Below are 22,357 nucleotides of genomic sequence, written 5' to 3'. Positions count from 1 at the left end.
TGCGGCCTGTCCTGTAAGGTAGGGGCGGGCCGGATCATCCGGCTGCCTCTGCTCCCTTCTTCGCGTCGCCGTCGAAAGCCTGCCATGGGCGGTACAGCGCGCACTGCCCATCGCCTGCCTACCTCATGCTGTCCACCATCCGCACCGCGACACCGCTGCTGCTGAGTACCGTCTTCCTGCTGATGGGAGTCGGCCTGCTGCACACGCATATTGCGCTGGAGGGGCGTGCGCTGGGGTTTTCCGTGGCCATGATCGGCGTGCTGACGTCGGCCTACTACGCCGGGTTCCTGCTCGGCACCTATACCATCCCGCGGCTGACGCATCGCATTGGCCACATCCGCACGTTTGCGTTCTGCACATCGCTGGTGGCGGTGGTGGTGCTGGTGCAGGCGCTCGATCCGGTCTACGGCGTGTGGCTGGTGCTGCGCGTGTTGCAGGGCCTGCTGCTGGTCGGCTTGTACGCAATCATCGAAAGCTGGCTCAACGCGGTGGCCGAGCCGGCACATCGCGGTTCGGTGTTTGCGGTCTACATGATGGTGAACCTGGCGGCCAGCGCCACGGCGCAGCAGCTTTTGCGCATCCCGGGCGAGGGCTTCGTGCTGTTCTGCGTCGTGGCCATCCTGTTCTGCGCCGCCAGCCTGCCGGTGGTGCTGACCACCCAGCCGCAACCCCAGCTGCGTTCGATGCCCAAGGTGCAGGTCAGGCGCCTGTTCCGGCTCGCGCCCACAGCGCTGGTCAGCGCATTCATTTCCGGACTGGTGCTTGGCGCGTTCTGGGGCTTGCTGCCCTTGTATGCCGCTGCGCGTGGGCTGGGTGCGGGTGACATCGGCACCTACATGAGCGCGGCGATTGCCGGCGGCGTGGTGCTGCAATGGCCGCTTGGGCGTTTTTCCGACCGCATCGACCGCCGCCTCGCGCTGTCCCTGATCAGCGTCGTCGCGGCGCTGGCGGCGGTGGTCAACCTGTTGCTGCCGACAGCCGGTGGAGTGGTGGCGATGATGGTGATCTTTGTCTTCGGCGGCATGAGCTTCACCCTGTATCCGATTGCCGTGGCGCACCTGGTCGATTACCTGCATCGCGATGAATTGCTGTCGGCCTCCAGCACCGTGCTGCTGGTCAACGGCGTCGGCTCGGCGGTAGGGCCGCTCTTGGCCGGCGCACTGATGTATTTGCTGCGGCCGGAACTGCTGTTCGTGTGGTTCGCGGTACTCGACGGCGCGTTGGCCGCCTACGCGCTGTACCGCTTCACCCGCCGCAAGCGCGAGGTGACGGCGGACGACAACTTCGTGCCGCTGGTGAACACCACACCGACCGCGCTGGGCCCGCGCGCGCCCTGACTTTCTGCCCTGCGCGGTCGATGCGGCGAAGGCCCACGCTGCACCGTTCCACCGCGCGCCCGGCATGGAGGCGCGGCGCGCAAGCTGTTTTTTTTCGTGGCCGGAAGGCATGCTTCGCCCGTGGCCGTCGTCGCCATCGGGCGGCGTCGCCATCGACTTGGCAACAGGGGGCATCAGGATGACCGGAGTCGGGCCGCACTTGTCAGCCCCCTGCGACTGTCGGCGATCGACGATGTTTGGCCCCTCCGCGTGCCGTTCGAACGTATTCCGATGCCACTGAATATCGGCGCTGCCACACCGCCCCCGAACGGCGAGCACCGGCCGGAGCCTTACGCCGGCCGGGAGCGCAAGCGCGCGGCGCTGCTGGCGATTTTTGTGCTGAGTTGGGTCGGCACCACGCTGGCCTGGGCGTTGATGGAATCGCGCGGCGTCTCCTCGCCGACCTTGCGTGCGGTGTTTGCGGCAAACATCGTGTTCCATCCGCTGATGTTTGCGATGGTCTACTGGCGCCTGCTGCCCGAACCGGTGGTCGACCTGAGCTGCCTGCTGTTTGCCACCGGCGTCTGCGCGGCCTGCATGGTGCTGCGGCTGTATTTCCCCTCCTACGGTGGGCGCATCGACCTGGAGCCGTTGTATCTGTGGATTCCGGTGATTTATGTGTTCGCCTTCATCGTGGCCGGGCACAAATCCAGCCTGCGCATCTCGCTGGGGATCATGGCGCTGTTCCTGGTGATCAGCCTGCCTTACCTGCTGCAGTCACCCTCGTCGCGGTTCGCCAACTTCACCGTCCAGCTGCACATGGTTTCGGCGGTGCTGGTGGCGGCGCTGTATTTCTTCTCCAGCTACCAACAGCGCCTGCAGGCGGCGCAGCTGACGATGGACGAGCTGGCCACGCTGTCGCATACCGACGAGCTGACCCGGTTGCCCAACCGGCGCCGGATCTCGCAGGTGGTCGGCTACGAACTCACCCGCTTCGAGCGCTATGGTCGCGGCTTCGCGCTGATCATGCTCGACATCGACCACTTCAAGGACGTGAATGACCGCTTCGGCCATCCGGTGGGCGATCGGGCACTGAAGGCGCTGGCGCTGCGCGCGCGGCAGGCCTTGCGCGATGGCGACACGCTGGGCCGTTGGGGTGGCGAGGAGTTCGTGATCGTGCTGCCCGAGGCGGGGCTCGACGACGCGCTGCGCAAGGCCCACGCGCTGTGCGCGCACGTGGCACGCGCGCCGCTGATCGACGACCTGTCCATCACCATCAGTTGCGGCGTGGCCAGCGTCACACCGGCCGATACGGCCGAAAGCCTGTTCCATCGCGCCGACGCCGCGCTGTACGCCGCCAAGCAACAAGGGCGAAATCGGGCGGAGAGTGCGGCGCCGGCTTGATCGGGCGAGCGCGCGGCGGGCGACGCAACAGGATATGAAAAGCCGTCCGGCTCGTCGGAGGCCGGTATCGAACCAAAGGGGAATGGGATGTCGATCGTCTGGACTTTGCTGGGTACGTTCGGGCAGCTGATGCTGGCCGTTTGCCTGTTCATGCTGGTCGCCTTCTCAGCGGGAGGCCTGGTCAACGGCGGCGATTTTCGGCCGGCTCAGGTGAGGGGTGCTGGATCTGTCGGCGCTGGTGCTGCCCGGCACGTGTTTGTGGAGCGCGGCAATCGTGCTGGTTCGGCACTGGCAAGGCGCTGGCGCGCAGTCGTACGCGTGGTATGCGCTGCCGCTGGGCGCGACGGCCCTCTACCTGATTTATTTCAGCTTCCTGGTCCATCAGTCGCGGGGCGGTCGGTGAATCGAGGCGAGTCGGCAAGCGACTCGCGTCCTGGGGAAAGGTCTGATCAATCGGCTTTTCCTCGTCATTCCGCGGGAGCAGGAATCCAGCGTCTTTTCTTTGCATGGCCTGGAGGCGCTGGATCCCCGCTTGACCGGCCGTTCGGCCGTTGAAAAGCGCCTCGCTGGGATGATGGGCAAAATCAGAGTTTCCCTGAGGCAACGCACTGGATTCTTCCGGCCTCTCAATCTGCCGTAGTGCGTGGGCTGGCGTTACATCCCCGCTGATTCGTCGACCTTCATCTGCGCGCGTGCCTCGCCCTTCGGGTGCGCCTTGGTGTGCAGGTTCACATAGGTCGCGCCGTCGAGCATGGCCGACTGGGTTTCGGCGTCGATGGTCACCGTATGGCTCATGCCGGTCTTGTACGGGCCGGGGATGAGTTTCATCACGCCGGCTTCCACGCCCGGTTTGGCCGGCCCATGGAAGTGCGCGATGGTGACCGGGCCGCTGAGACCCTCGTAATCGATGGTGTATTTGAGCTGATGCGTGGTGGTGTCGAGGGTGGCCGCCACATGCCCCGAGGGCTGGTTGGCGGCGCCGTGCTCACCGGCGAAATCGCCACTGAGGGAAACGTCCTTGGCGATGGCGGCGGTGGAGAAAGCGAGCATGGCGGCCACGGCAAGTGGCAGCAATGTGCATGGCGACTTCTGCATGGTGGAATCCTCTCGGTCGGAATGCCGGTGCGCCCGGCGGGGTGGTCCGATGAGGTCGACGCGTGGGCCGGCAACCGGATCGGGGGGCGAGTGTGGACCCCCGTGCGTGCAAGCAGCGGCAAGGTTTCCGCAAACCTGCGGCGGGGCCGATCCGGCGATGGCTGCGGTTCACCGAACGCGTGGAATCGCGGACGTATACTGGGCCGGAACCGGCTGCCCAGCAGGGCTTTCCCCCGCCAGGCGCTGACGCTGCCCTGACCCGCTTCGGGAGACTTGCGATGAAACTTTCCTCCACGCCACTGCTCGGTTGCCTGGCCGTGCTGGCGCTTGCCTGCGCCAGCGTGCATGCGGCGCCGCCACCGCCGCCACCGACCAACGTCACCGTCCACTACACCGACCCGAAGCTGTTCACCGAGACGAAGCGCAGCGCGTTCGCGCATCCGATCGATGCCAATGGTTATCTGAACCCGCTCAAGGATTACATCGCCCAGCGTGCGTCGCGCATCCTGGCGCCGGGGCAACGGCTGGACATCACGGTGACGGACGTGGACCTGGCCGGCGAATACGAGGCGTGGCACGGACCGAAATTGAGCAGCGTCCGCATCATCAAGAACCGCTATCCGCCGCGGATCGATCTGGATTTCACGCTGTATGGTGCCGACGGCAAGGTCCTGCGCCAGGGCAGCCGCACCTTGCGCGACATGTCCTTCATGGATCGTGCGGGCATCAGCGACAACGATTTGCTGCGTTACGAAAAGCCGATGATCGACCGCTGGCTGCGCCAGGGCCCGGACAAACTCTGAGGCGTCGTCAGGCGTCCGGGTCGCGGCCGAACCGCGGCAGGTTCCAGTGGCGGTGCAGGGACAGGAAGCGCAGCGAAAAACAGAACAGGATGGGCAACCACGTCGCCCACACCGGCGGCCAACCCAGGCGCTCGCCGATCACCGTCATGGCGGCGCCGGCCAGCGCCGCCAGTGCGTAGATTTCCTTCTGCAACACGATCGACACGCGGGTCAGCAGCACATCGCGCGCCATGCCTCCGCCGATCGCGGTAACCATGCCCAGCAACACCGCCACCTCCGCGTTGTGGCCGAACAGCAGCGCCTTGTGCGCGCCGTACACCGCAAACAGGCCCAGGCCCATCGCGTCGAACAGGCGCACGGGGTAGGTCAGCCGTTCCACCCACGGGTACGCGGCGATGGTGAACAGCGCGGCGATCACCGCGGTGAGCAGGTAGCGCCAGTCGGACAGGCCCGCCGGCGGGATCGCGCCGATCATCACGTCGCGCGCAATGCCGCCGCCGCAGGCCGTGATGTAGGCGATGGCGAGGATGCCGAACAGGTCGAGCTGGCAGCGCCGCGCCGCGGTGGCGCCGCTGATCGCGAAGGCGAACGTGCCGGCCAGATCCACCACGTTGAAAAGCAGTTGTTCGTTCATGCCGGTTCCATCACCCGCGCCGCGCGGCGATTCCTGTCGAACAATCTAGCCGATCCGGCGGTGCGAAGAGCATGGTGCCGCACCGCCGCGTTGACCCGGCGGTTCCGCACCCGGTGCTACAGTGCGTGGCTTTCCACGGCGGGAGCACGCGCATGACGACAAGCCAGTCAACCTATCCCATCGGCACGCCAGGCCGTCCGTGGGGCGAGGCGGAAGTGGCGGCCTGGCAGTCGCGCCAGCGCGTGCAGCGCAGCTACCCGGCCGATGTGCTCAATGCCGTCGACGCCCTGCGTTCGCGCTTCGACGTGATCCCCTATGGCCAGCTCGATTACCCGCCGGACAGCTACCCGCTGCTGGCCATCCGCAGCCGCGACTGGCGTGATGCCTTGCCCTGCGTGCTGGTGACGGGCGGTGTGCACGGTTACGAAACCAGTGGCGTGCATGGCGCGCTGCAGTTTGTCGACCGGCATGCGGCCGATTACGCGGGCAGGGCCAACCTGATGGTGGTGCCGTGCGTCAGCCCCTGGGGCTACGAGCGGATCCATCGATGGAACATGCTGGCGCTCGATCCCAACCGTTCGTTTCGCGACAACAGCCCGGCGCAGGAATCGGCGGCGCTGATGCGCCTGGTGGCGCCGTTCCGCGATCGCGTGCTGGTGCACATCGACCTGCACGAAACCACGGACACGGACGAGTCGGAATTCCGCCCCGCGCTGGCCGCCCGCGATGGCGTGGCGTACGTACCGGGCGAAATCCCCGATGGTTTCTATCTGGTGGACGACAGCGAGCATCCGCAACCGGCGTTCCAGCAGGCCATCATCGACGCCGTGGCCAAGGTGACCCACATCGCACCGGCCGATGCCCGCGGCGAAATCATCGGCTCACCCGTGGTGGGGCCGGGCGTGATCGCCTATGCGCTGAAGGCGCTGGGGCTGTGTGCCGGCATCACCGATGCGCCGTACAAGACCACCACCGAGGTCTACCCCGACAGCCCGCGCGCGACGCCCGAACAATGCAACGCCGCGCAGGTGGCGGCGGTATGCGCGGCGATCGACTACGCGTTGCAGCAAGCACGCTGAGGCGCCGGTCCAGTGGGGCGAGGGCGGCGCGGCGGGTCAGGATTTCTTGCCGCCGCCGTCCTGCTTGTTCACTGTTGCCCAGGCGATCCGCTCGGCGGTCTTCTCCGACTTGCCTTCCTTCTTCTCGCTCTTCTCGATGTGCGCCGCCTGGCGCTTCTGCTTGTCGGTGTAGGAGGATTTGTCGCCTTTCGACATGACACGCTCCGTTGGGGGATGGGCGCTCACCGTATCGAGGGCAGGGTTAACCGGCAGTCGTGGATCGGCTGCGACGACGTGAACAAAAACCGCCGTACTTGCAGGCCTCGTCTTCACGTTGCCTGCCACGGGGCTGTGGCATTGATGTGGCTCCACCATCGAGCTGCGAGGTCACCCCATGAGCCAGGCCCATCAGGAACGCACCTTCGAGGACAGCGGCAAATCCTTCGCGGCGATTTTGAACAGGCAGGATGACGGGTTGTTCAGCGCCACCGTGAGGCTCCCCGATGGGTCGCTGCGTACGGTACCCGCGGAGCACTTCGCAAGCGAGGATGAAGCCATGGAGGCGGCGCAATCCTTTGCGCACGAGCTGGTTGGTTCCTGCTAGATCCACACGTTTGGGCGGCAGTCGTCGCGGGCGAGAGGAGATGGCGCGCCTTTCATGGCGATGAAGACACCGAGGATGGCGCGATGGCAATGGTGGCACGGTGGCGACGACACCTTCTCTGGCTGCTGATCGGCGCGCTGGGGGCGGCGCTGATCGGCATCATCCTGCTCAACGTCTGGCCGCAGGAAAACCAGCTGGAGCAGCGGCTTGGCCATGTGAGTGCGGTGGAAAGCGCGCAGTTCCGGCGTGAGATCGGCACGCTGCTGGGGCCAAGCGTCAGCGTGGGCAACGCGGTGGCGGATTTCCAGAATGGCGAGGAAATCTTTCCCGCGATGCTGGCGGCGATCCGCGGTGCCCGCCACAGCATCAACATGGAAACCTACATCTACTGGTCGGGCGAGGTCTCGAAGCAGTTCATCGCGGCCTTGACCGAACGCGCGCGGGCCGGCGTGAAGGTGCATGTGCTGGCCGACTGGCTGGGCTCCACCCGCATGAAGCAGGACGCCATCGATGCATTGCGCGATGGCGGCGTGCGCTTCGAATATTTCCATCCGCTGCACTGGTACTCGCTCGACCGCATCAACAACCGCACCCACCGCAAGCTGCTGATCGTGGATGGCGAGGTCGCGTTCAACGGCGGCGTGGGCATCGCCGACGCGTGGGAGGGCAACGGCATGCAACCGGATCGGTGGCGCGACATGCAGTTCCGGGTGGAGGGGCCGGCCGCGGCGCAGATGCAGGCCATCTTCGGGGACAACTGGCTGGCCACCACCGGTGAAGCGTTGCTGGGCCCGGACTATTACCCCGAAACACCGGCACGGGGCGACCTGGCGGTGCAGGCATTCGCCAGTTCGCCCGACGGCGGCAGCGAGAACATGCAGCTGATGTACCTGATGGCGATCAATGGCGCCCGCCGCCGCATCGACCTGGAAGCGGCCTATTTCGTGCCCGACGAACTCACCCTCACCGCGCTGCGCGATGCGATGAAGCGCGGCGTACGCGTGCGGCTGGTGGTGCCCGGCCCGCACGTGGACAGCAAGGTCGTGCGCAACGCCTCGCAGGCGCAATGGGGCGCGATGCTGCAAGCCGGCGCACGCATGTACCGCTACCAGCCCGCCTTGTTCCACAACAAGCTGATGATCGTGGACGGCTATCTGACCATCGGCGGCTCGGCCAATTTCGACAACCGCTCGTTCCAGCTCAACGACGAATCCAACATCAACATCTACGACCGCGCCTTCGCCGCGCACATGACCGAGGTGATCGACCAGGACATCGCGCGCTCGCACGAGCTGACGCTGGCGCAATGGCGCGAACGGCCCTGGCGCCAGCGCGTGTTCGACTGGCTGTCGTCGCAAGCCGCCGAACAGTTATAGCCCTGTGTAGGAGCGACTTCAGTCGCGATGCTTTTCAAGTTGCGACATGGATCGGAAACATCGTTGCCAACGATCCTCCCGCATCGTCCTTCGAACGGAATCGTTGCGGAACGTGCTGCCGTCCACGCCGGAATGTTTTACGCTGCCCGGACTCTCTCCAGGACGCCATCCGATGAAACTCCCCCTCGTATTGCGCCATCCCCTGCATCGCGGTGCGGCGGTCGCGGCGACGATGTTGCTGGCCTGCACAGCGCTGCCAGCCAACGCCGCAGCACCAACCGTGTCGGTGGCGGCGGGCGCGATAACGGGCAACAGCGCCACTGTGGATGGCGTGGCGTTGCACGAGTTTCACGGCATTCCCTACGCCGCGCCGCCGGTGGGCGCGTTGCGCTGGAAGCCGCCGCAACCGGTTGCGTCGTGGTCGGGCGTGCGCAAGGCGCAGCGCTTCGGGCCGCGCTGCATGCAGCGTCCCATCTTCAGCGACATGGTGTTTCGCAGCGACGGCGTCAGCGAGGATTGTCTCTACCTCAACGTGTGGACGCCGGCGCAAGCGAACGGGAAAAAGCTGCCGGTGCTGGTGTATTTCTACGGCGGCGGCTACGTGGCGGGCGATGCGTCGGAGCCGCGCTACGACGGTGCCAGCATGGCCGCGCAGGGCATCGTCACGGTGACGGTGAATTACCGGTTGGGCGTGTTCGGCTTCCTGGCCTTGCCCGCACTGGCCGCCGAATCACCGCAGCACGCGGCGGGAAACTACGGCTTGCTGGATCAGAACGCGGCACTGCACTGGGTGCAGCAGAACATCGCCCGCTTCGGTGGCGACCCCGCGAAAATCACCATCGGCGGCGAGTCGGCCGGCTCCATGTCGGTGAGCGCATTGATGGCCTCGCCCCTGTCCAAAAGGGTGATCGCCGGTGCCATCGGCGAGAGCGGCGCGTTGATCGCACCGCTGGCGCCGCTGTCGCTGGCCGTGGCGCAACAGCGCGGCGAGAAGTTCATGGCGCAGGTCGGCGCCGATTCGCTGGCGGCGTTGCGCGCCATGTCCGCCGATGCCTTGCTGCAGGCCACGGCGCACAAGTCCACGCCACGGTTCGCGCCGGATATAGACGGCTATTTCCTCACCGAGCCGCCGGCGGCCACCTTCGCGCGCGGCGCACAGGCGGCCGTGCCGCTGCTGCTGGGCAGCAATTCACAGGAAGGTTCCCATGTCGGCCTGCTCGATGGAAAAGCCCCCACGCCCGCCAACTATCGCGCCGCGCTCGATCGCCTGTTCGGCGCGCAGGCGCAGCGCGCGCTGGCGCTGTATCCGGGCAATGATGAGGAAGCGGTGAAGCGCTCGGGTACCGCGCTGGCCGGTGACATGTTCATCGCGCACAGCACCTGGCGCTGGATGGATATGCATCGCCACACCGGCAACGCCGCGGTGTATTTCTATTATTACGACCAGCCGCGACCGGCCAAGCGCCAGCCCGCGGCAGGCGAGACCGCCGATGCCGGCGCCGTGCACAGCGCCGAGATTGAGTATGCGCTGGGCAACCTCGACGGCAATCCTGTCTATGCGTGGACGACGGATGACCGCGAGACTTCGCGCATGCTGCAAGGCTATTTCGCGCAGTTCATCAAGCACGGCAATCCGAACGGCGAGGGCATGCCGGCGTGGCCGGCAACGACCGAATCCGCCGGCGGCCTGCTGCGCCAGACCATCGACGCGCACCCGCGTAGCGTGGTGGACAACGGTGCGGCGCGGCAGGCGTTCCTGCAACAGTTCTACGCCAGGCAGCCGGGCGCGCTCTAGGCTTGTCGCTTCCTCATGGTTGGTGAACGAGCGCGTGTTGTCGCGCCGATCACCACCGGCGGCCGTTCATGGGAATAGTGGCTGACGCGACCTGTCGGGGGTGCCTTCCACGCCACGTTGTGCTCTGGATATCCAACGGCCTGCGCGATGGCGGTGAGCACCTCTCGTGCGGCGCCGCGACCTGCGTGAAGCAGCGCGCTCCCAACGACAGAACGTTCATGTGACGGCCAGCACATGCGTCGTGTTGACTTCATCGGGGCGGGTGGGTAACGTTACCTGAAACCCGGGAGTGGGTTGTTTGCACGTGAAATTCATGTGCATTCGATCTCAGGTTTCGTGCACGGGAAGCTCCGGTTTCTCCGCATGGCCTGGCTCTGAAGATTCGAAACGTCCGGGGAGGACTTCGAATGATGAACAGAGAGACCGGAAGCGTGCATTGCGGTGGTAACGTCACCACGCTGGCTGGCGGCGCCCGCCGCGCAGAGTGCGCATGATCCACGGCCGCCGCGACATGCTGAAAATGATGGCGCTGGCCACGGGCGGCGCGATGGTTGGCCGCGTCTCCAAAGTGATGGCCAAACCGCAGCATCAGGCGTTTCGCAGCCGTCGCCCGCCACCTGCGCAGCGGCGGTTTGTCAGCCCTGCCGTGGAGCAGTTGATCGACCGGACCAAGGCTGGCATTGGCGATCCCGAGTTGGCCTGGCTGTTCGAGAACTGCTACCCGAACACGCTGGATACGACGGTGCATCTGGGCACCCTGCGTGGCAAGCCGGACACGTTCATCGTCACCGGCGACATCGACGCGATGTGGCTGCGCGACTCCTCGGCGCAGGTCTGGCCGTACCTGCCGCTGGCGCCCCGCGACAGCGGATTGCGCCGGTTGTTTCACGGCCTGATCCAGCGCCAGGCCCTGTGCATCTCGATCGACCCCTACGCCAACGCCTTCATGCCCGATCCGACCCAGCGCAGCACGCTGGACTGGGCGCAGCACGACCACACCGACATGCGTCCGGGCGTGGCGGAGCGCAAATGGGAGATCGATTCCCTGTGCTACCCGATTCGTCTGGCCTACGGCTACTGGAAGGCGACCGGTGATGTGGCCCCGTTCGACCAGGACTGGCGGGCGGCGATGCACACCGTGCTGCAGACGTTTCGCGTGCAGCAGCGCAAGGACGGCCCCGGCCCGTACCATTTCCAGCGCACCTCCGAGGTATCCACCGAGAATCCGCCCCTGGGTGGCTACGGCAACCCCGCGAAACCGGTCGGGCTGATCTTCTCGATGTTCCGCCCCTCGGATGACGCCTGTCTGTATCCGCTGTTCGTTCCGGCCAATTTCTTCGCGGTCACGTCGCTGCGCCAGCTAGCCGAGATGTCGGTGGCCATCCATCACGACGCGGCGTTCGCACGCGATTGCCGTGCGCTGGCCGACGAGGTGGATGCGGCGCTGAAGCAGTACGCCGTGATCCACGACGAAAAGGGCGGGGATGTCTGGGCCTACGAAGTGGATGGCTACGGCAATCAACTGTTCATGGACGATGCGAACGCACCGAGCCTTTCCAGCCTGCCGTACCTCGGCGCGCTTGCGCAGGACGACCCGCGGTACCAGCGCACGCGCGCGGCGGCGTGGAGTCATCGCAATCCGTACTTCTTCAGCGGCACCGCGGCGCAGGGCATCGGCGGTCCGCACCAGGGCTTGCGCATGATCTGGCCGATGTCGCTGATCATGCGCGCGCTCACCACCCGCGATGCCGGCGAGATCCGCCAGTGCCTGCACTGGCTGAAGACCACCCACGCCGGCACCGGTTTCATGCACGAATCCTTCGACCAGGACGACCCCGCGCATTTCACCCGCACGTGGTTCGCCTGGGCCAACACGCTGTTCGGCGAACTGATCGTCGACCTGGCGCATCGTCAACCCGAGTTGCTGCGCACCTGAGCGCCTCGGCTTCACCCGTTTCCGCGACCGGAGCACTTTGCATGGTTACCCGTCGACGTTTTCTCCAAGGTTCCGCCACCGCGCTGGCGCTGCTGGGTACGCGTTTCGCCACCTCGCCGGCGTTCGCCGCCGGTCTTGCCGGTTCCGGTCGTGATGCTTCCGGCGCGAATGCTGCCGGGCTCACGCGTTACGTCGACCCGTTCATCGGCACCGGCGGCCACGGCCATACCTATCCGGGCGCCACGCTGCCATTCGGCATGGTGCAGCTCAGCCCGGATACCAACGACAACGGCTGGGATGCCTGCTCGGGTTATCACGAGGGCGACGGCTCGATCATGGGCTTCTCGCATACCCATCTCAGCGGCACCGGCGCCGCCGATCTGCTCGACGTGCTGGTGATGCCGGCGCAAGGCGCGGTGCAATTGCAGCCGGGTGCGCGCGGGCGGCCCGACATCAACTACGTTTCGCAGTTCGACCTGAAGCCGGCGCCGGGAACCCCGCAGCAATGGCCGGTGGATGCGGTGGTCACGCCCGGCCCGGGTTACCGCTCGCGCTTCGACCGCAGCACCGAGAGTGCCCGTCCCGGCTACTACCGCGTCACCCTGAAAGACCACGACATTCTCGCCGAGCTCACCGCCACCGAGCGCACCGGCCTGCATCGCTATACCTTCAACCGGTCGGGCGACGGTCACCTGCTGGTCGATCTTGCCCACGGCTACAGCGATTCCCCGACCGAGCCGTGCCGCGTCTCCGACGCGACCTTGAAGCTGGTCGGCAAAGACACCCTGGTCGGTTCGCGTCGGGTGCACCAGTGGGCGAACGGTCGCCACATCTATTTTGCGATGAAGCTGTCGCGGCCGATCGACAAGGGCGTGCTGTACAGCGACGACAAGGCGTTGCCGGGTGGCTCGCTTGAGGCCAGCGGCACGAATCTCAAGGCCGCGCTGCACGTGAAGGATGCCTCCAGCGCGCCGTTGCTGGTGAAGGTCGGCATCTCCGGCGTCGACATCGACGGTGCGCTGCGCAACCTCGACCGGGAAATGCCCGATTGGGATTTCGATCGTGTCAGCGAGGCCGCCAACGCTGCCTGGGAACAGGAGCTGGGCCGCATCGCCATCGACGCGGCCAGCGACGAGATGCGGCGCATTTTCTATACCTCGCTGTATCACACGATGCTGGCGCCCACGCTGTTCAGCGATGTCGATGGCCGTTATCGCGGCATGGATCTGGCCATCCATCAGTTGCCGCAGGGTGCACACAACTACAGCACCTATTCGCTGTGGGACACGTACCGCGCGCTGCATCCGCTGTTCACGCTTTACCAGCCCGAGCGCGTGCCGGATCTGGTCAACGGCCTGATCCGCATGGCCGCCGAGAGTCCGGAAGGGCCGACGGTGTGGCCGCTGCAAGGCGTGGAGACCGGCTGCATGATCGGCTACCACTCCGCCTCGGTGATCGCCGAAGCGCAGGCGAAGGGTTTCAAGGGCATCGATATCGAAAAAGCCTGGCCGCTGTATCGCAAGCGCGCGATGGATGACGATTACCGCGGCCTGCCGTACTACCGCAAGCTGGGCTACATCCCCAGTGACAAGGAAGGCGAGGCGGTCAGCAAGACGCTGGAGTATTGCTACGACGACTGGGCGGTGGCGCACATCGCCGATGCCGCCGGTGCCGCGGCCGATGGCAAGGCCTTGCGCGCACGCTCGCGCAACTACCGCCATGTATTCGACAAGCAGGTCGGTTTCGTCCGTCCGCGCGACAGCGAGGGCCGCTGGCTGGAGGACCCGTTCGATCCGGTGGCGATCGGCCACTCCGACAAGTGGCGCGACTTCACCGAGTCCAACGCCTGGCAGGCCACCTTCCTCAACCAGCATGATCTCTACGCCTACATGCAGCTGTTTGGCGGCGAGGCGGCGTTCGAGAAGAAGCTGGATGGGCTGTTCAACGCCCCGCCCAGCGTGCCCGGCAACGCGCCACCGGATATCGCCGGCCTGGTCGGCCAGTACGCCCACGGCAACGAGCCGAGCCATCACATCGCCTACCTGTATGCCTACACCGGCACGCACCACAAGACCCAGGCGCGCGTGCGTTCGCTGCTCGACACCATGTACCGCGCCGCGCCGGATGGCCTGGCCGGCAACGAGGATTGCGGGCAGATGAGCGCGTGGTACGTGATGGGCGCGCTGGGCTTGTATGCGGTTGATCCGGTCGGTGCCACCTACGTGTTCGGCAGCCCGCTGCTGAATCGCGCGGAGGTGGCGCTGGGCGACGGACGCAAGCTGGTGGTGACCACCGTCGGCAACGGCGCGGACACGCCTTACATCCAGTCCGTCAGCTGGAACGGCAAGCCGTGGACGCGCAGCTGGATCAGCCATGCCGAGCTGGCCGCGGGCGGCACGCTGACCTTCCACATGGGGCGCACGCCGAACAAGCAGTTTGGCCACGCCGTCGAAGACCGGCCGCCCTCGTTCGGCGCCGCCGCGGCGGTCTGATCATGGCCATGGCCCACCACTTTCTTCCGCCGATGATGGTCTGCCTGAGTATTGCCCGCGGGCGGGGCACGGCGATGGAGCGCGTCGGGATCGTCGACAACCGCTGGACACGCACGAGACGCGATACCGACACATCGTGATCGTGATGCGGGCACCGTTTTTTTGTGGGACCCAAACAGGGGGTCACCGCGCTTTGCAAAAGCGCATGCAGAAATTACGGGGACAAGAAGATGACCCATCTATCGCACGTGTTTACGCGCAAACCCTTGTACGCCGCACTGGCGTTGGCGACCTTGTCGTTTGGTGGCCTGGGCGTGCCTGCGGCCGCCTTCGCCCAGGCATCGACCCCCGCCGACACCCCGGCCGCGTCGCCGGCGCACGCGCCGCAAACCAGCGACAGCAGCAATCGGCGCAAGGCCCGCAACGCCACTCAGCTGCAGACGGTGGTGGTCACCAGCTACCGCCAGTCGATCGACCAGAACGTGCAGGACAAGCGCGATGCCAACGCCATCGTCGAGGTGATCAACGCGCAGAACATCGCGCAGTTCCCCGCCAAGAACATCGCCGATGCGCTGGCGCACGTGCCCGGCGTGGTCATCAGCCGCGAATCGGGCGAAGGCAAGACGGTCAGCATCCGCGGTCTTGCGCCGGAGTTGACGCTGACGCAGTTGAACGGCAACTACGTGGCCTCGGCCGATACCTCGGCCAGCCTCACGCGCTCGTTCAACTACACGTTGATGCCGGCCAACATGTTCTCCGAGATCAAGCTCTACAAGAGCTTGGAGGCGCGGCTGGACGAAGGCGGCATCGGCGGCAATGTTGATCTGCGCACACGTCGCCCGCTGGAGATGGCGGCGAACGACGGCTTCATATCCCTCAACGGTGCCGGCTCCGACAACAGCAGCAAGATCACCCCGCAGATCTCGGCGCTGTGGTCGTGGAAGAACAAGGACGAGACCTTTGGCGTGCTGATTGCGGGTTCGTACCAGAAACGCCGCGACATCAACTACACCGCCAATGCCAACAGCTGGCACTGGTGGGACGACGACTGCACCGACCTTGCCACCTGCACCTCGCCGGCGACCGACGTCAACGGCAAGCCGTATGACGCCGACGTGGCGCCGAATATCGCGCTGTGGTCCGGCGGCGGCGTGGTCGACCAGGCCGGCAACCAATACTCCGGCTACTGGATGCCGCAGCAGTTTTCCACCAGCCGCAACCAGCTGGACCTGAAGACCAAGGGCGTGCAGGCGACGGTGGAGTTCAAGCCCAGCGACCGCCTGCTGCTGACCGGCAACTACTTCCGCTTCCAGCGCCAGCAGGACCAGATCACCAATACGCTGGAAATCCCGGAGTGGGGCCTGCCCAGCAACCACGACTTCACCGACCAGCAGGGGCGGCTGCTGGCACCGAACGGCCTGACCTTCGACCGGTCCGGCACCGTCGTCACCGGGGCGAACTACGTGCTTCCGGCGGCCGGCGTGGGCTGCAACTCCACCACCAACCCGAGTACCGGCGACCAGCGCCAGGCGGTGGACGTCTGCTCCACGGAAATCCCGTGGTTGAACGGCAACTATTCCGTCGAGAAGGCCACCTCGCAAACCGTCAACATCGAGGGTGAGTGGAACACCGGAGGCAACCTCAGCGGCTCGTTCAATGTCGGCCGCACCTGGGCCACGGGCGGCCCGTCGGTGGAACTGGGCATGGCGGCCAAGCCGCGCAACTTCGTCAACGGCCAGTGGGTGGACGGCAGCAACGGCGCGGCGTGGACGCTCAACGGCAAGCCGACCATCACCGCCGCGCCGGACGTGCTGAAAAACATGCTTGCCGGCGCGGGGCAGGTCGATCTTGGCTCCACCGGCTCCAACATGGTCAACACCAGCAACTCGCAGAACTTCGCCCAGGCGGACTTCACCTGGGCCTTCGATTCCGCCTGGATGCAATCGCTGCAGTTCGGCGTGAAATACACCGACGCCCACGCCCAGCAGCAGAACAACGAGGTGCGCTGGTACTGCAAGGGCACCACGTCGAAGTTCCAGACCTGCGACCCGTTCGCCGGCCAGCTGCCCCCCGATTTCCTGCTGCCGAACGAGCTGGACGGCAACAGCGAGGTCTACAACGACAGCATCTTCCCGGCGATCAATTTCCCGGCCTATTACAACCACCTCAACCAGACCTACGACCGCGTGCTTTATCCGCACCCCGAGGACAAATCCTCCATCCAGGAGAAGATCGCCTCGGCCTATGTGCAGGCCAACTTCGATACCGGCACGGTGCGCGGCAACGTGGGCCTGCGCTTCGTCAGCACCAAGCAGGACCTCACCGTTGCCGACCAGATCACCACCAACAACGCGGTGTACTACCACGATGCGGGCGGCAACATCCTGATCTGCCCGGCGTCCGGGCTGAACCAGGCCGGAGGCGCCTGCGCACCGGGTGATTTCCAGTACCGGCCGAACGAGGAGGCGGTGATCCAGACGTACTCCAACGCGACCACGGCCAAGCGCTACAACAAGCTGCTGCCCAGCTTCAATGTGGCGTGGAACCTGACGGACGACTTCGTGTTGCGCGCCGCCGGTTCGCAGGCGATGGCCCGTGCCAACTACACCGACTTGGCGCAACTGGGCAGCCTGACCTACAACAGCCAAGAGTACTACGACGACCGCAAGCAGTTCGGCGCGCCCTTGCCCGGCTGGTACGGCAGCGGCGCCAATGCGGACCTGAAGCCGTTCACCGCGACCCAGTTCGACGTGGCCGCCGAGTGGTACTACGGCCCGCACTCGGTGGTGGGCATCGACCTGTTCAAGAAGAAGGTGAAGAACTTCGTGGTGCCAGTCACCGTCAACAACATCACGGTGAATGTCGGTGGCACACAGGAGAACTTCCTGCAGTACAGCACCAATGCCAACGGCCGCTCGGGCACGTCCAAGGGCATCGAGTTCTACGCGCAGCACACCTGGGACATGGGCTTTGGCTACATCGCCAACTACACGCTCAACAAGACCAACGAAACCCCGGTTTCGCTGGGCGACACCCAGGTCGGCAAATCGGAGCTGATCGGCAGTGCGAAGTACGCGGCCAATGTGTCGCTGTTCTATGAAAAGCATGGCCTGTTGCTTCGCGCCAGCGACAACTGGACCGGCCGCACCATGCGCGGCCTGGCGTCGGGCCTTCCGGTGTATTCGCAGCCGTACCACCAGATCGATCTGAATGGCGACTACGAGTTCAACAAGCACTTCATGCTGACCGCGTCGATCATCAACCTCACCAAGTCCACCCCGCACTCCTACCTGGGATCGGACACCCGCGCCCGGCTGGATTTCCTGGAGTACGCCGGCCGCCAGTACTACCTGGGCGTCACCTACAAGTTCGGTGACGGTGGTTGAGAAACGGACGGGCGGGATCGGGCAGTCGCCCGCTCCCGCCGGATGACTTCCGTTTCCCGCAGGAGCAGCAGATGAATCCAGCGATCCCCGATCGGCGCGCCGTGCTCGCCGTGGCATTGACGATCGTCGCGTTCGGCGGCGTCGACATCGGCTACGCGTGGGCCGCCGAAACGACGCGGGCGGCCGTGGCGCCGGTCGACGAAGCCAATCCCCTGGTCGGCACGGCGCCACTGGATCAACCGCGCCTGATCGGCAACGCGCCTCCGCCGGGCGAGCCCCTGTATTCGGGCATGACGTCGCCGGGCGCCAGCCTGCCCTTGAGCGCGACCGAGGCGGCGCCCGTCAACATCAACGCCGACCTCAGCTTCGCCACCGGCGTGCCGGTTTCCTACGGCTATGGCCGCCCGGCGATGGTCGGCTTCACCAGCGGCGGTTCCACCTACGGCGCGCGCGGCGAGCCGATGATCATGCCGGTGGTGGGCGACTGGACGGTGCCTCCCGATTACGCGACGTCCTATTACGACAAGGCCAGCGAGAAAGCTTCGCCCGGCTACTACGCCGTCGACCTTGCCACGTTCCACACCCGCGTCGAACTCACGGCGACGCAGTGGACCAGCCTGATGCGTTTCACCTTTCCGGCCAGCCATCGCTCGAACGTGGTGGTGAACCTACGCCGCGCCGGCGGTAAGGTGACCGTGGTCGGCGATCGCACACTGCGAGGCGTGGCTCCGGCAACGCGCGGCGACCACGACGGCAACGGACGATTCTTCACCGCCGAGTTCTCGCGCCCGTTCACCCGCTTCGGCACCTTCCACGCGACCGTCAACGACAAGGGCGAAGGCCTGGGCAGGGAAGACGTGCAGGCCGGCCGGTGCACGGTATCGGGCAGCTATGCCGGCGCCTACGTCACCTTCGATACGCGAGCCGGCGAGCAGGTGCTGGTACGCGTCGCGCACGGCCACACGGCCGACGAGGCCGACCAGCGGCTGCATGCGGCGGAGGGCGATTTCGATCGCGCACATGCGCAGGCGCGCACCGTGTGGGCACAACTGTTCGACCGCGTGGCCGTCGACGGCGGCACGCCGAAACAGCGCATGCTGTTCTACTCCACGCTCTACCACTCCTTTGCCAGCCCGCGTCTGATCGCGCGGAAAGGCGAGCGTTACACCGATGCGAACGGCCAGGTCCACGTCGCCGGCTACGACCGCTACGGGCCGGTACCGTTCTGGGATACGGGGCGCAACCAGATCGCCTTGCTGATGCTGCTCGAACCGCCGGTGGTGCAGGACATCATGCGTTCCGAGCTGGATCGCGCCCACGAGCGCGGCTACATGAACACCTCGTTCCACGGCGACCACGCGGTGCTGCTCTACGACGGCGCGATGCGGAGTGGTATCACGTTCGACTACGCCAGCGCCTACGAGGCGCTGCGCAAGAACGCGATGGACCCGAAGGGGCCGCGTGGCTATCTGGCCGAGTACATGAAGAACGGCTGGATATCCGACATCGTGCCGCCGGGAAATCCCAGCCCGCCCTATGCGGGCGGCAAGGCCGGCGTCGCCACCACGCTGGAATATGCCTGGGACGATCACGCGCTCGCCGATGTCGCCCAACGGCTCGGCAGGAAGGACGACGCGGCGATGTTCCTGCGCCGTGCCGCGAACTGGCGCAACGTGTTCGACCCGTCCACTGGTTTCATGCGCGGCAAAACCGCGGACGGCAAGTGGATCTCGCCGTTCGATCCGGCCGAGCCGTACTACAACTTCATGATGAAGGAGGCCTCCGGCTGGTCCACGCTGTGGCTGGTGCCGCATGACGTGCAGGGCCTGATGAATGTGCTCGGCGGACGCGATGCGTTCAATGCCAAGCTTGATGCCTTCTTCTCCACGCCGTACCAGCCCAAGGGCATCTGCCGCGATTGCACGGGCGTGATCGGGCAGTACGTGCAGGGCAACCAGCCGGACCAGCAGGCGGCGTATCTCTACGCATGGAGTGGCCAGCCGTGGAAGACGCAGGCGCTGACCCGCCGCATCCTCGCCGAGTTGTACGGCAGCGACGCCACCGGCTACGGCTATCCCGGCATGGACGACCAGGGATCCACCTCGTCCTGGTACGTGCTCAGCGCGATGGGCTTCTATCCAGTCGATCCCGCCAGTGCGGATTACATCATCGGCAGCCCGGTCTTCGACCGCGTGCGACTGCGGCTGGGCAATGGAAAGCTGTTCGAGATCGTGGCGCGCAACAACTCCGACCGGAACATCTACATCCAGTCCGCCAGCTTGAACGGCAAGCCATGGACCAAGCCCTGGTTCAGCCATGTGGACATCGCCAACGGCGCCACGCTGGTGCTCACGATGGGACCGACGCCGAACAAGACATGGGGTGCGGACGCGGTCGATGCACCGCCGTCGATGTCCGCGCCCAAGCCCTGATTTGCGGGACAACGACTTCGTTTCTTCTGCTCGAGAGGAAGGCCCAGACCATGAACCCGAACACGCAAACCTCGCTGACATTCCTGTCGCGCAAGGTCCCGATGAAAGCCGCCACCGGCGTGGCCGCCGGGCGGGCAGGTTTCCTGGCGGGGCTGGCTGTCGCCGCGCTGCTGGCCTTCGCGCTGGCATCGTCGGCCAGGGCCATGCCGGGCCCGGCGAGCCCGCGCGCCGACGGCTCGACTGCCGTCGCGCGCGCCCGCGTGGTGGCGGACGTGCTAATGAGTTCATACGAGCCGGACAAGGCCTGGTTCCCGTCCAGCTGGTGGAACTCGGCGGTGGCGCTGCAAACCGTTGGCGACTACATGCAACGCACCGGCGACCGTCGTTATCTCGGTCAGCTGGACAACACGTTCGAGAAGGACAAGGGCGCGTTCCCGCCCGGCGTGCTTTCCGGTGACCCCCTGCTTGGCAACTTCACCAGCCGCGCCATCGACGATTCCGAATGGTGGGCGCTGACCTGGCTGCAGGCGTACGACCTCACCGGCAACCGCAAGTACCTGGACATGGCGGTCACCATCGCCAACTTCGTGTACGGCTACTGGGATACCAGCACCTGTGGCGGTGGCGTGTGGTGGAACGCCGAACGCACGTACAAGAACGCCGTCACCAACGGCTTGTGGATCAGGCTCACGGCCGAACTGCACAACCGCCTCCAGGGCGATCGCGAATGGCTCGAACGGTCCCGCACGGCCTGGGCCTGGTTCCAGAGCAGCGGCATGATCAACGCGCAGGGCCTGGTCAACGACGGCCTCACCGATGCCTGCACCAACAACGGCCAGACCGTGTGGAGCTACAACCAGGGCCTGGCGATCGGCGCCGGCCTGGAGTTGTGGCGCGCCACCCGCGACCCGTCCATTCTCGCGACCGTGCGCCACCTGGCGGATGCCGCGATCGGTGCGGATGGCCTCGTCGCGGACGGCATCCTCACCGAGCGCTGCGACGCGCTGGACCAGACCTGCGACGACAACGGCAAGCAGTTCAAGGGCATTTTCATGCGCTATTGGACCGACCTGGCCGACACCACCCACGATCGCCGCTACGCCGATTTCCTCGACCGGCAAGCCGAAAGCATCTGGAACGTGGATCGTGATGCGGCCGGCCGCCTGGGTACGCGCTGGGCCGGTGCCACCAGCGACGCTCACCCCAATGTCTTCGACTGGCGGACGCAGGCCAGCGCGCTCAGTGCCCTGATCGGCGACGTGCCGACGCCGATGCCGCAGGAGTCGCTGGCCGCGACCTTGTCGCCGGCGCAGCCGGTGGTCATGCCGGCGGCGTCCGGCCCATCGGCCATCCCGATGGCATTGAAAACCTCGGCCACCGGGTACCTGCCGCTGCATGTGCTCGCCGTGATCGATGCGCCCGTCGGCTGGGACGTCTCGCCGCGCGCCACCCAGTTGCGTCTGCGGCCCCACGGCACGGCGCTGCCCGTCGACGGCAGCATGCCGCTGACACTCCGCGTGCCGAGCCTGGCGACGGATGGTCACCACAAGGTCACCGCCGATGTCATGGCTGCCGGCTTGCGCTTCAACGCCGAAGCCGACGTGCTGGTGGCGCATGCGATCGACTTCGACACCGGCACCACCGACGAGAACCCGTGGCTGTGGGATCCCGATGGCTCGCAGAGCAACGGCGTGCAGAACCGTTTCGCCGATGGCAACGCCCACTTCACCTACCGTTTCCCGTTCCCGTCGGACACCACCACGGCGCAGGTCACCCTCACCATCGACGCCGAATACGTGGTGCAGGCCAGCGCCGACGGCCAGCACTGGACCACCGTGCTGCAGGAAGACCAGCGGGTCACCGATGGCTCGAACAAGGCTGACCAAGCCATCGACCTGACGCCGTACCTCGGTGCCGGCAGCGACGGATCGAAGCCGGTCTACCTGAAGGTGTCCGACGCGTTCCCCGACGACGGCTGGGGCGGGCGTGTGTACCACGTCAGGGCGGACATCATCGAATAGCCGAC

15 protein-coding genes and 1 pseudogene are annotated in these 22,357 nt (G+C 66.0%); 13 read left to right on the top strand and 3 right to left on the bottom strand.

What is annotated here, in order from left to right; translation table 11 throughout:
- The first annotated feature begins 125 nt into the window (after positions 1-125).
- The 3 genes from ACFPK0_RS16030 to ACFPK0_RS16020 all read left to right on the top strand — a co-directional run bounded on the left by ACFPK0_RS16030 (position 126) and on the right by ACFPK0_RS16020 (position 3,123).
- A complete protein-coding gene (locus ACFPK0_RS16030; protein WP_377342130.1) occupies positions 126-1,337 on the top strand; it encodes an MFS transporter in 1,212 nt (403 codons plus the stop codon).
- A gap of 270 nt (positions 1,338-1,607) precedes the next feature.
- Positions 1,608-2,720: a GGDEF domain-containing protein gene (locus ACFPK0_RS16025; protein WP_377342128.1), complete on the top strand. Its 1,113-nt coding sequence runs from the start codon at positions 1,608-1,610 to the stop codon at positions 2,718-2,720.
- A gap of 217 nt (positions 2,721-2,937) precedes the next feature.
- Complete coding sequence (locus ACFPK0_RS16020) at positions 2,938-3,123, top strand: hypothetical protein (RefSeq protein WP_377342126.1); 186 nt, start codon at positions 2,938-2,940, stop codon at positions 3,121-3,123.
- Positions 3,124-3,374: 251 nt separating this feature from the next.
- Here the strand turns inward: ACFPK0_RS16020 and ACFPK0_RS16015 are convergent, their stop codons facing one another.
- Positions 3,375-3,815: a CHRD domain-containing protein gene (locus ACFPK0_RS16015; protein WP_377342124.1), complete on the bottom strand. Its 441-nt coding sequence runs from the start codon at positions 3,813-3,815 to the stop codon at positions 3,375-3,377.
- A 278-nt stretch (positions 3,816-4,093) separates the two neighbouring features.
- On the opposite strand from ACFPK0_RS16015, the gene ACFPK0_RS16010 reads away from it, so the two are divergent.
- Complete coding sequence (locus ACFPK0_RS16010; RefSeq protein WP_377342122.1) at positions 4,094-4,618, top strand: DUF3016 domain-containing protein; 525 nt, start codon at positions 4,094-4,096, stop codon at positions 4,616-4,618.
- A 7-nt stretch (positions 4,619-4,625) separates the two neighbouring features.
- Here ACFPK0_RS16010 and ACFPK0_RS16005 read toward each other — a convergent pair whose 3' ends face one another.
- Positions 4,626-5,252, bottom strand: a complete 627-nt coding sequence (locus ACFPK0_RS16005; protein WP_007080380.1) for a trimeric intracellular cation channel family protein — start codon at positions 5,250-5,252, stop codon at positions 4,626-4,628.
- Between the two features lie 152 nt (positions 5,253-5,404).
- Here ACFPK0_RS16005 and ACFPK0_RS16000 point away from each other — a divergent pair, with 152 nt between their 5' ends.
- The gene (locus ACFPK0_RS16000; protein WP_377342119.1) at positions 5,405-6,331 is read left to right on the top strand and encodes a M14 family metallopeptidase; all 927 of its coding nucleotides are present in this window, start codon (positions 5,405-5,407) and stop codon (positions 6,329-6,331) included.
- 39 nt (positions 6,332-6,370) lie between these two features.
- Here the strand turns inward: ACFPK0_RS16000 and ACFPK0_RS15995 are convergent.
- Positions 6,371-6,526, bottom strand: a pseudogene (locus ACFPK0_RS15995) (HupB); the annotation flags it as partial.
- 178 nt (positions 6,527-6,704) lie between these two features.
- Here ACFPK0_RS15995 and ACFPK0_RS15990 point away from each other — a divergent pair.
- The 8 genes from ACFPK0_RS15990 (at position 6,705) to ACFPK0_RS15955 (ending at position 22,352) form a co-directional block, all read left to right on the top strand.
- Entirely contained in the window at positions 6,705-6,914 is a 210-nt protein-coding gene (locus ACFPK0_RS15990; protein ID WP_056085530.1) for a hypothetical protein, read from the top strand.
- An 83-nt stretch (positions 6,915-6,997) separates the two neighbouring features.
- Entirely contained in the window at positions 6,998-8,290 is a 1,293-nt protein-coding gene (locus ACFPK0_RS15985; RefSeq protein ID WP_377342117.1) for a phospholipase D-like domain-containing protein, read from the top strand.
- Positions 8,291-8,462: 172 nt separating this feature from the next.
- On the top strand, positions 8,463-10,085 hold the full coding sequence (locus ACFPK0_RS15980) for a carboxylesterase/lipase family protein (protein WP_377342115.1): 1,623 nt from the start codon (positions 8,463-8,465) through the stop codon (positions 10,083-10,085).
- 490 nt (positions 10,086-10,575) lie between these two features.
- A complete protein-coding gene (locus ACFPK0_RS15975; protein ID WP_377342113.1) occupies positions 10,576-12,021 on the top strand; it encodes a glycoside hydrolase family 125 protein in 1,446 nt (481 codons plus the stop codon).
- A gap of 41 nt (positions 12,022-12,062) precedes the next feature.
- Positions 12,063-14,513, top strand: coding sequence for a GH92 family glycosyl hydrolase (locus ACFPK0_RS15970; protein WP_377342111.1), 2,451 nt, complete (start codon positions 12,063-12,065; stop codon positions 14,511-14,513).
- A gap of 230 nt (positions 14,514-14,743) precedes the next feature.
- Positions 14,744-17,899, top strand: coding sequence for a TonB-dependent receptor (locus tag ACFPK0_RS15965; RefSeq protein ID WP_377342109.1), 3,156 nt, complete (start codon positions 14,744-14,746; stop codon positions 17,897-17,899).
- A gap of 71 nt (positions 17,900-17,970) precedes the next feature.
- Positions 17,971-20,331, top strand: a complete 2,361-nt coding sequence (locus tag ACFPK0_RS15960) for a GH92 family glycosyl hydrolase (protein ID WP_377342107.1) — start codon at positions 17,971-17,973, stop codon at positions 20,329-20,331.
- A 50-nt stretch (positions 20,332-20,381) separates the two neighbouring features.
- Positions 20,382-22,352, top strand: coding sequence for a glycoside hydrolase family 76 protein (locus ACFPK0_RS15955; RefSeq protein ID WP_377342105.1), 1,971 nt, complete (start codon positions 20,382-20,384; stop codon positions 22,350-22,352).
- Positions 22,353-22,357 lie beyond the last annotated feature (5 nt).

The organism is Rhodanobacter ginsenosidimutans (assembly GCF_042655685.1).
Lineage (GTDB): Bacteria > Pseudomonadota > Gammaproteobacteria > Xanthomonadales > Rhodanobacteraceae > Rhodanobacter > Rhodanobacter ginsenosidimutans.
The sequence above is the reverse complement of the archived record's forward strand: the minus strand, read 5'-3'. Positions and strand labels throughout refer to the sequence as shown.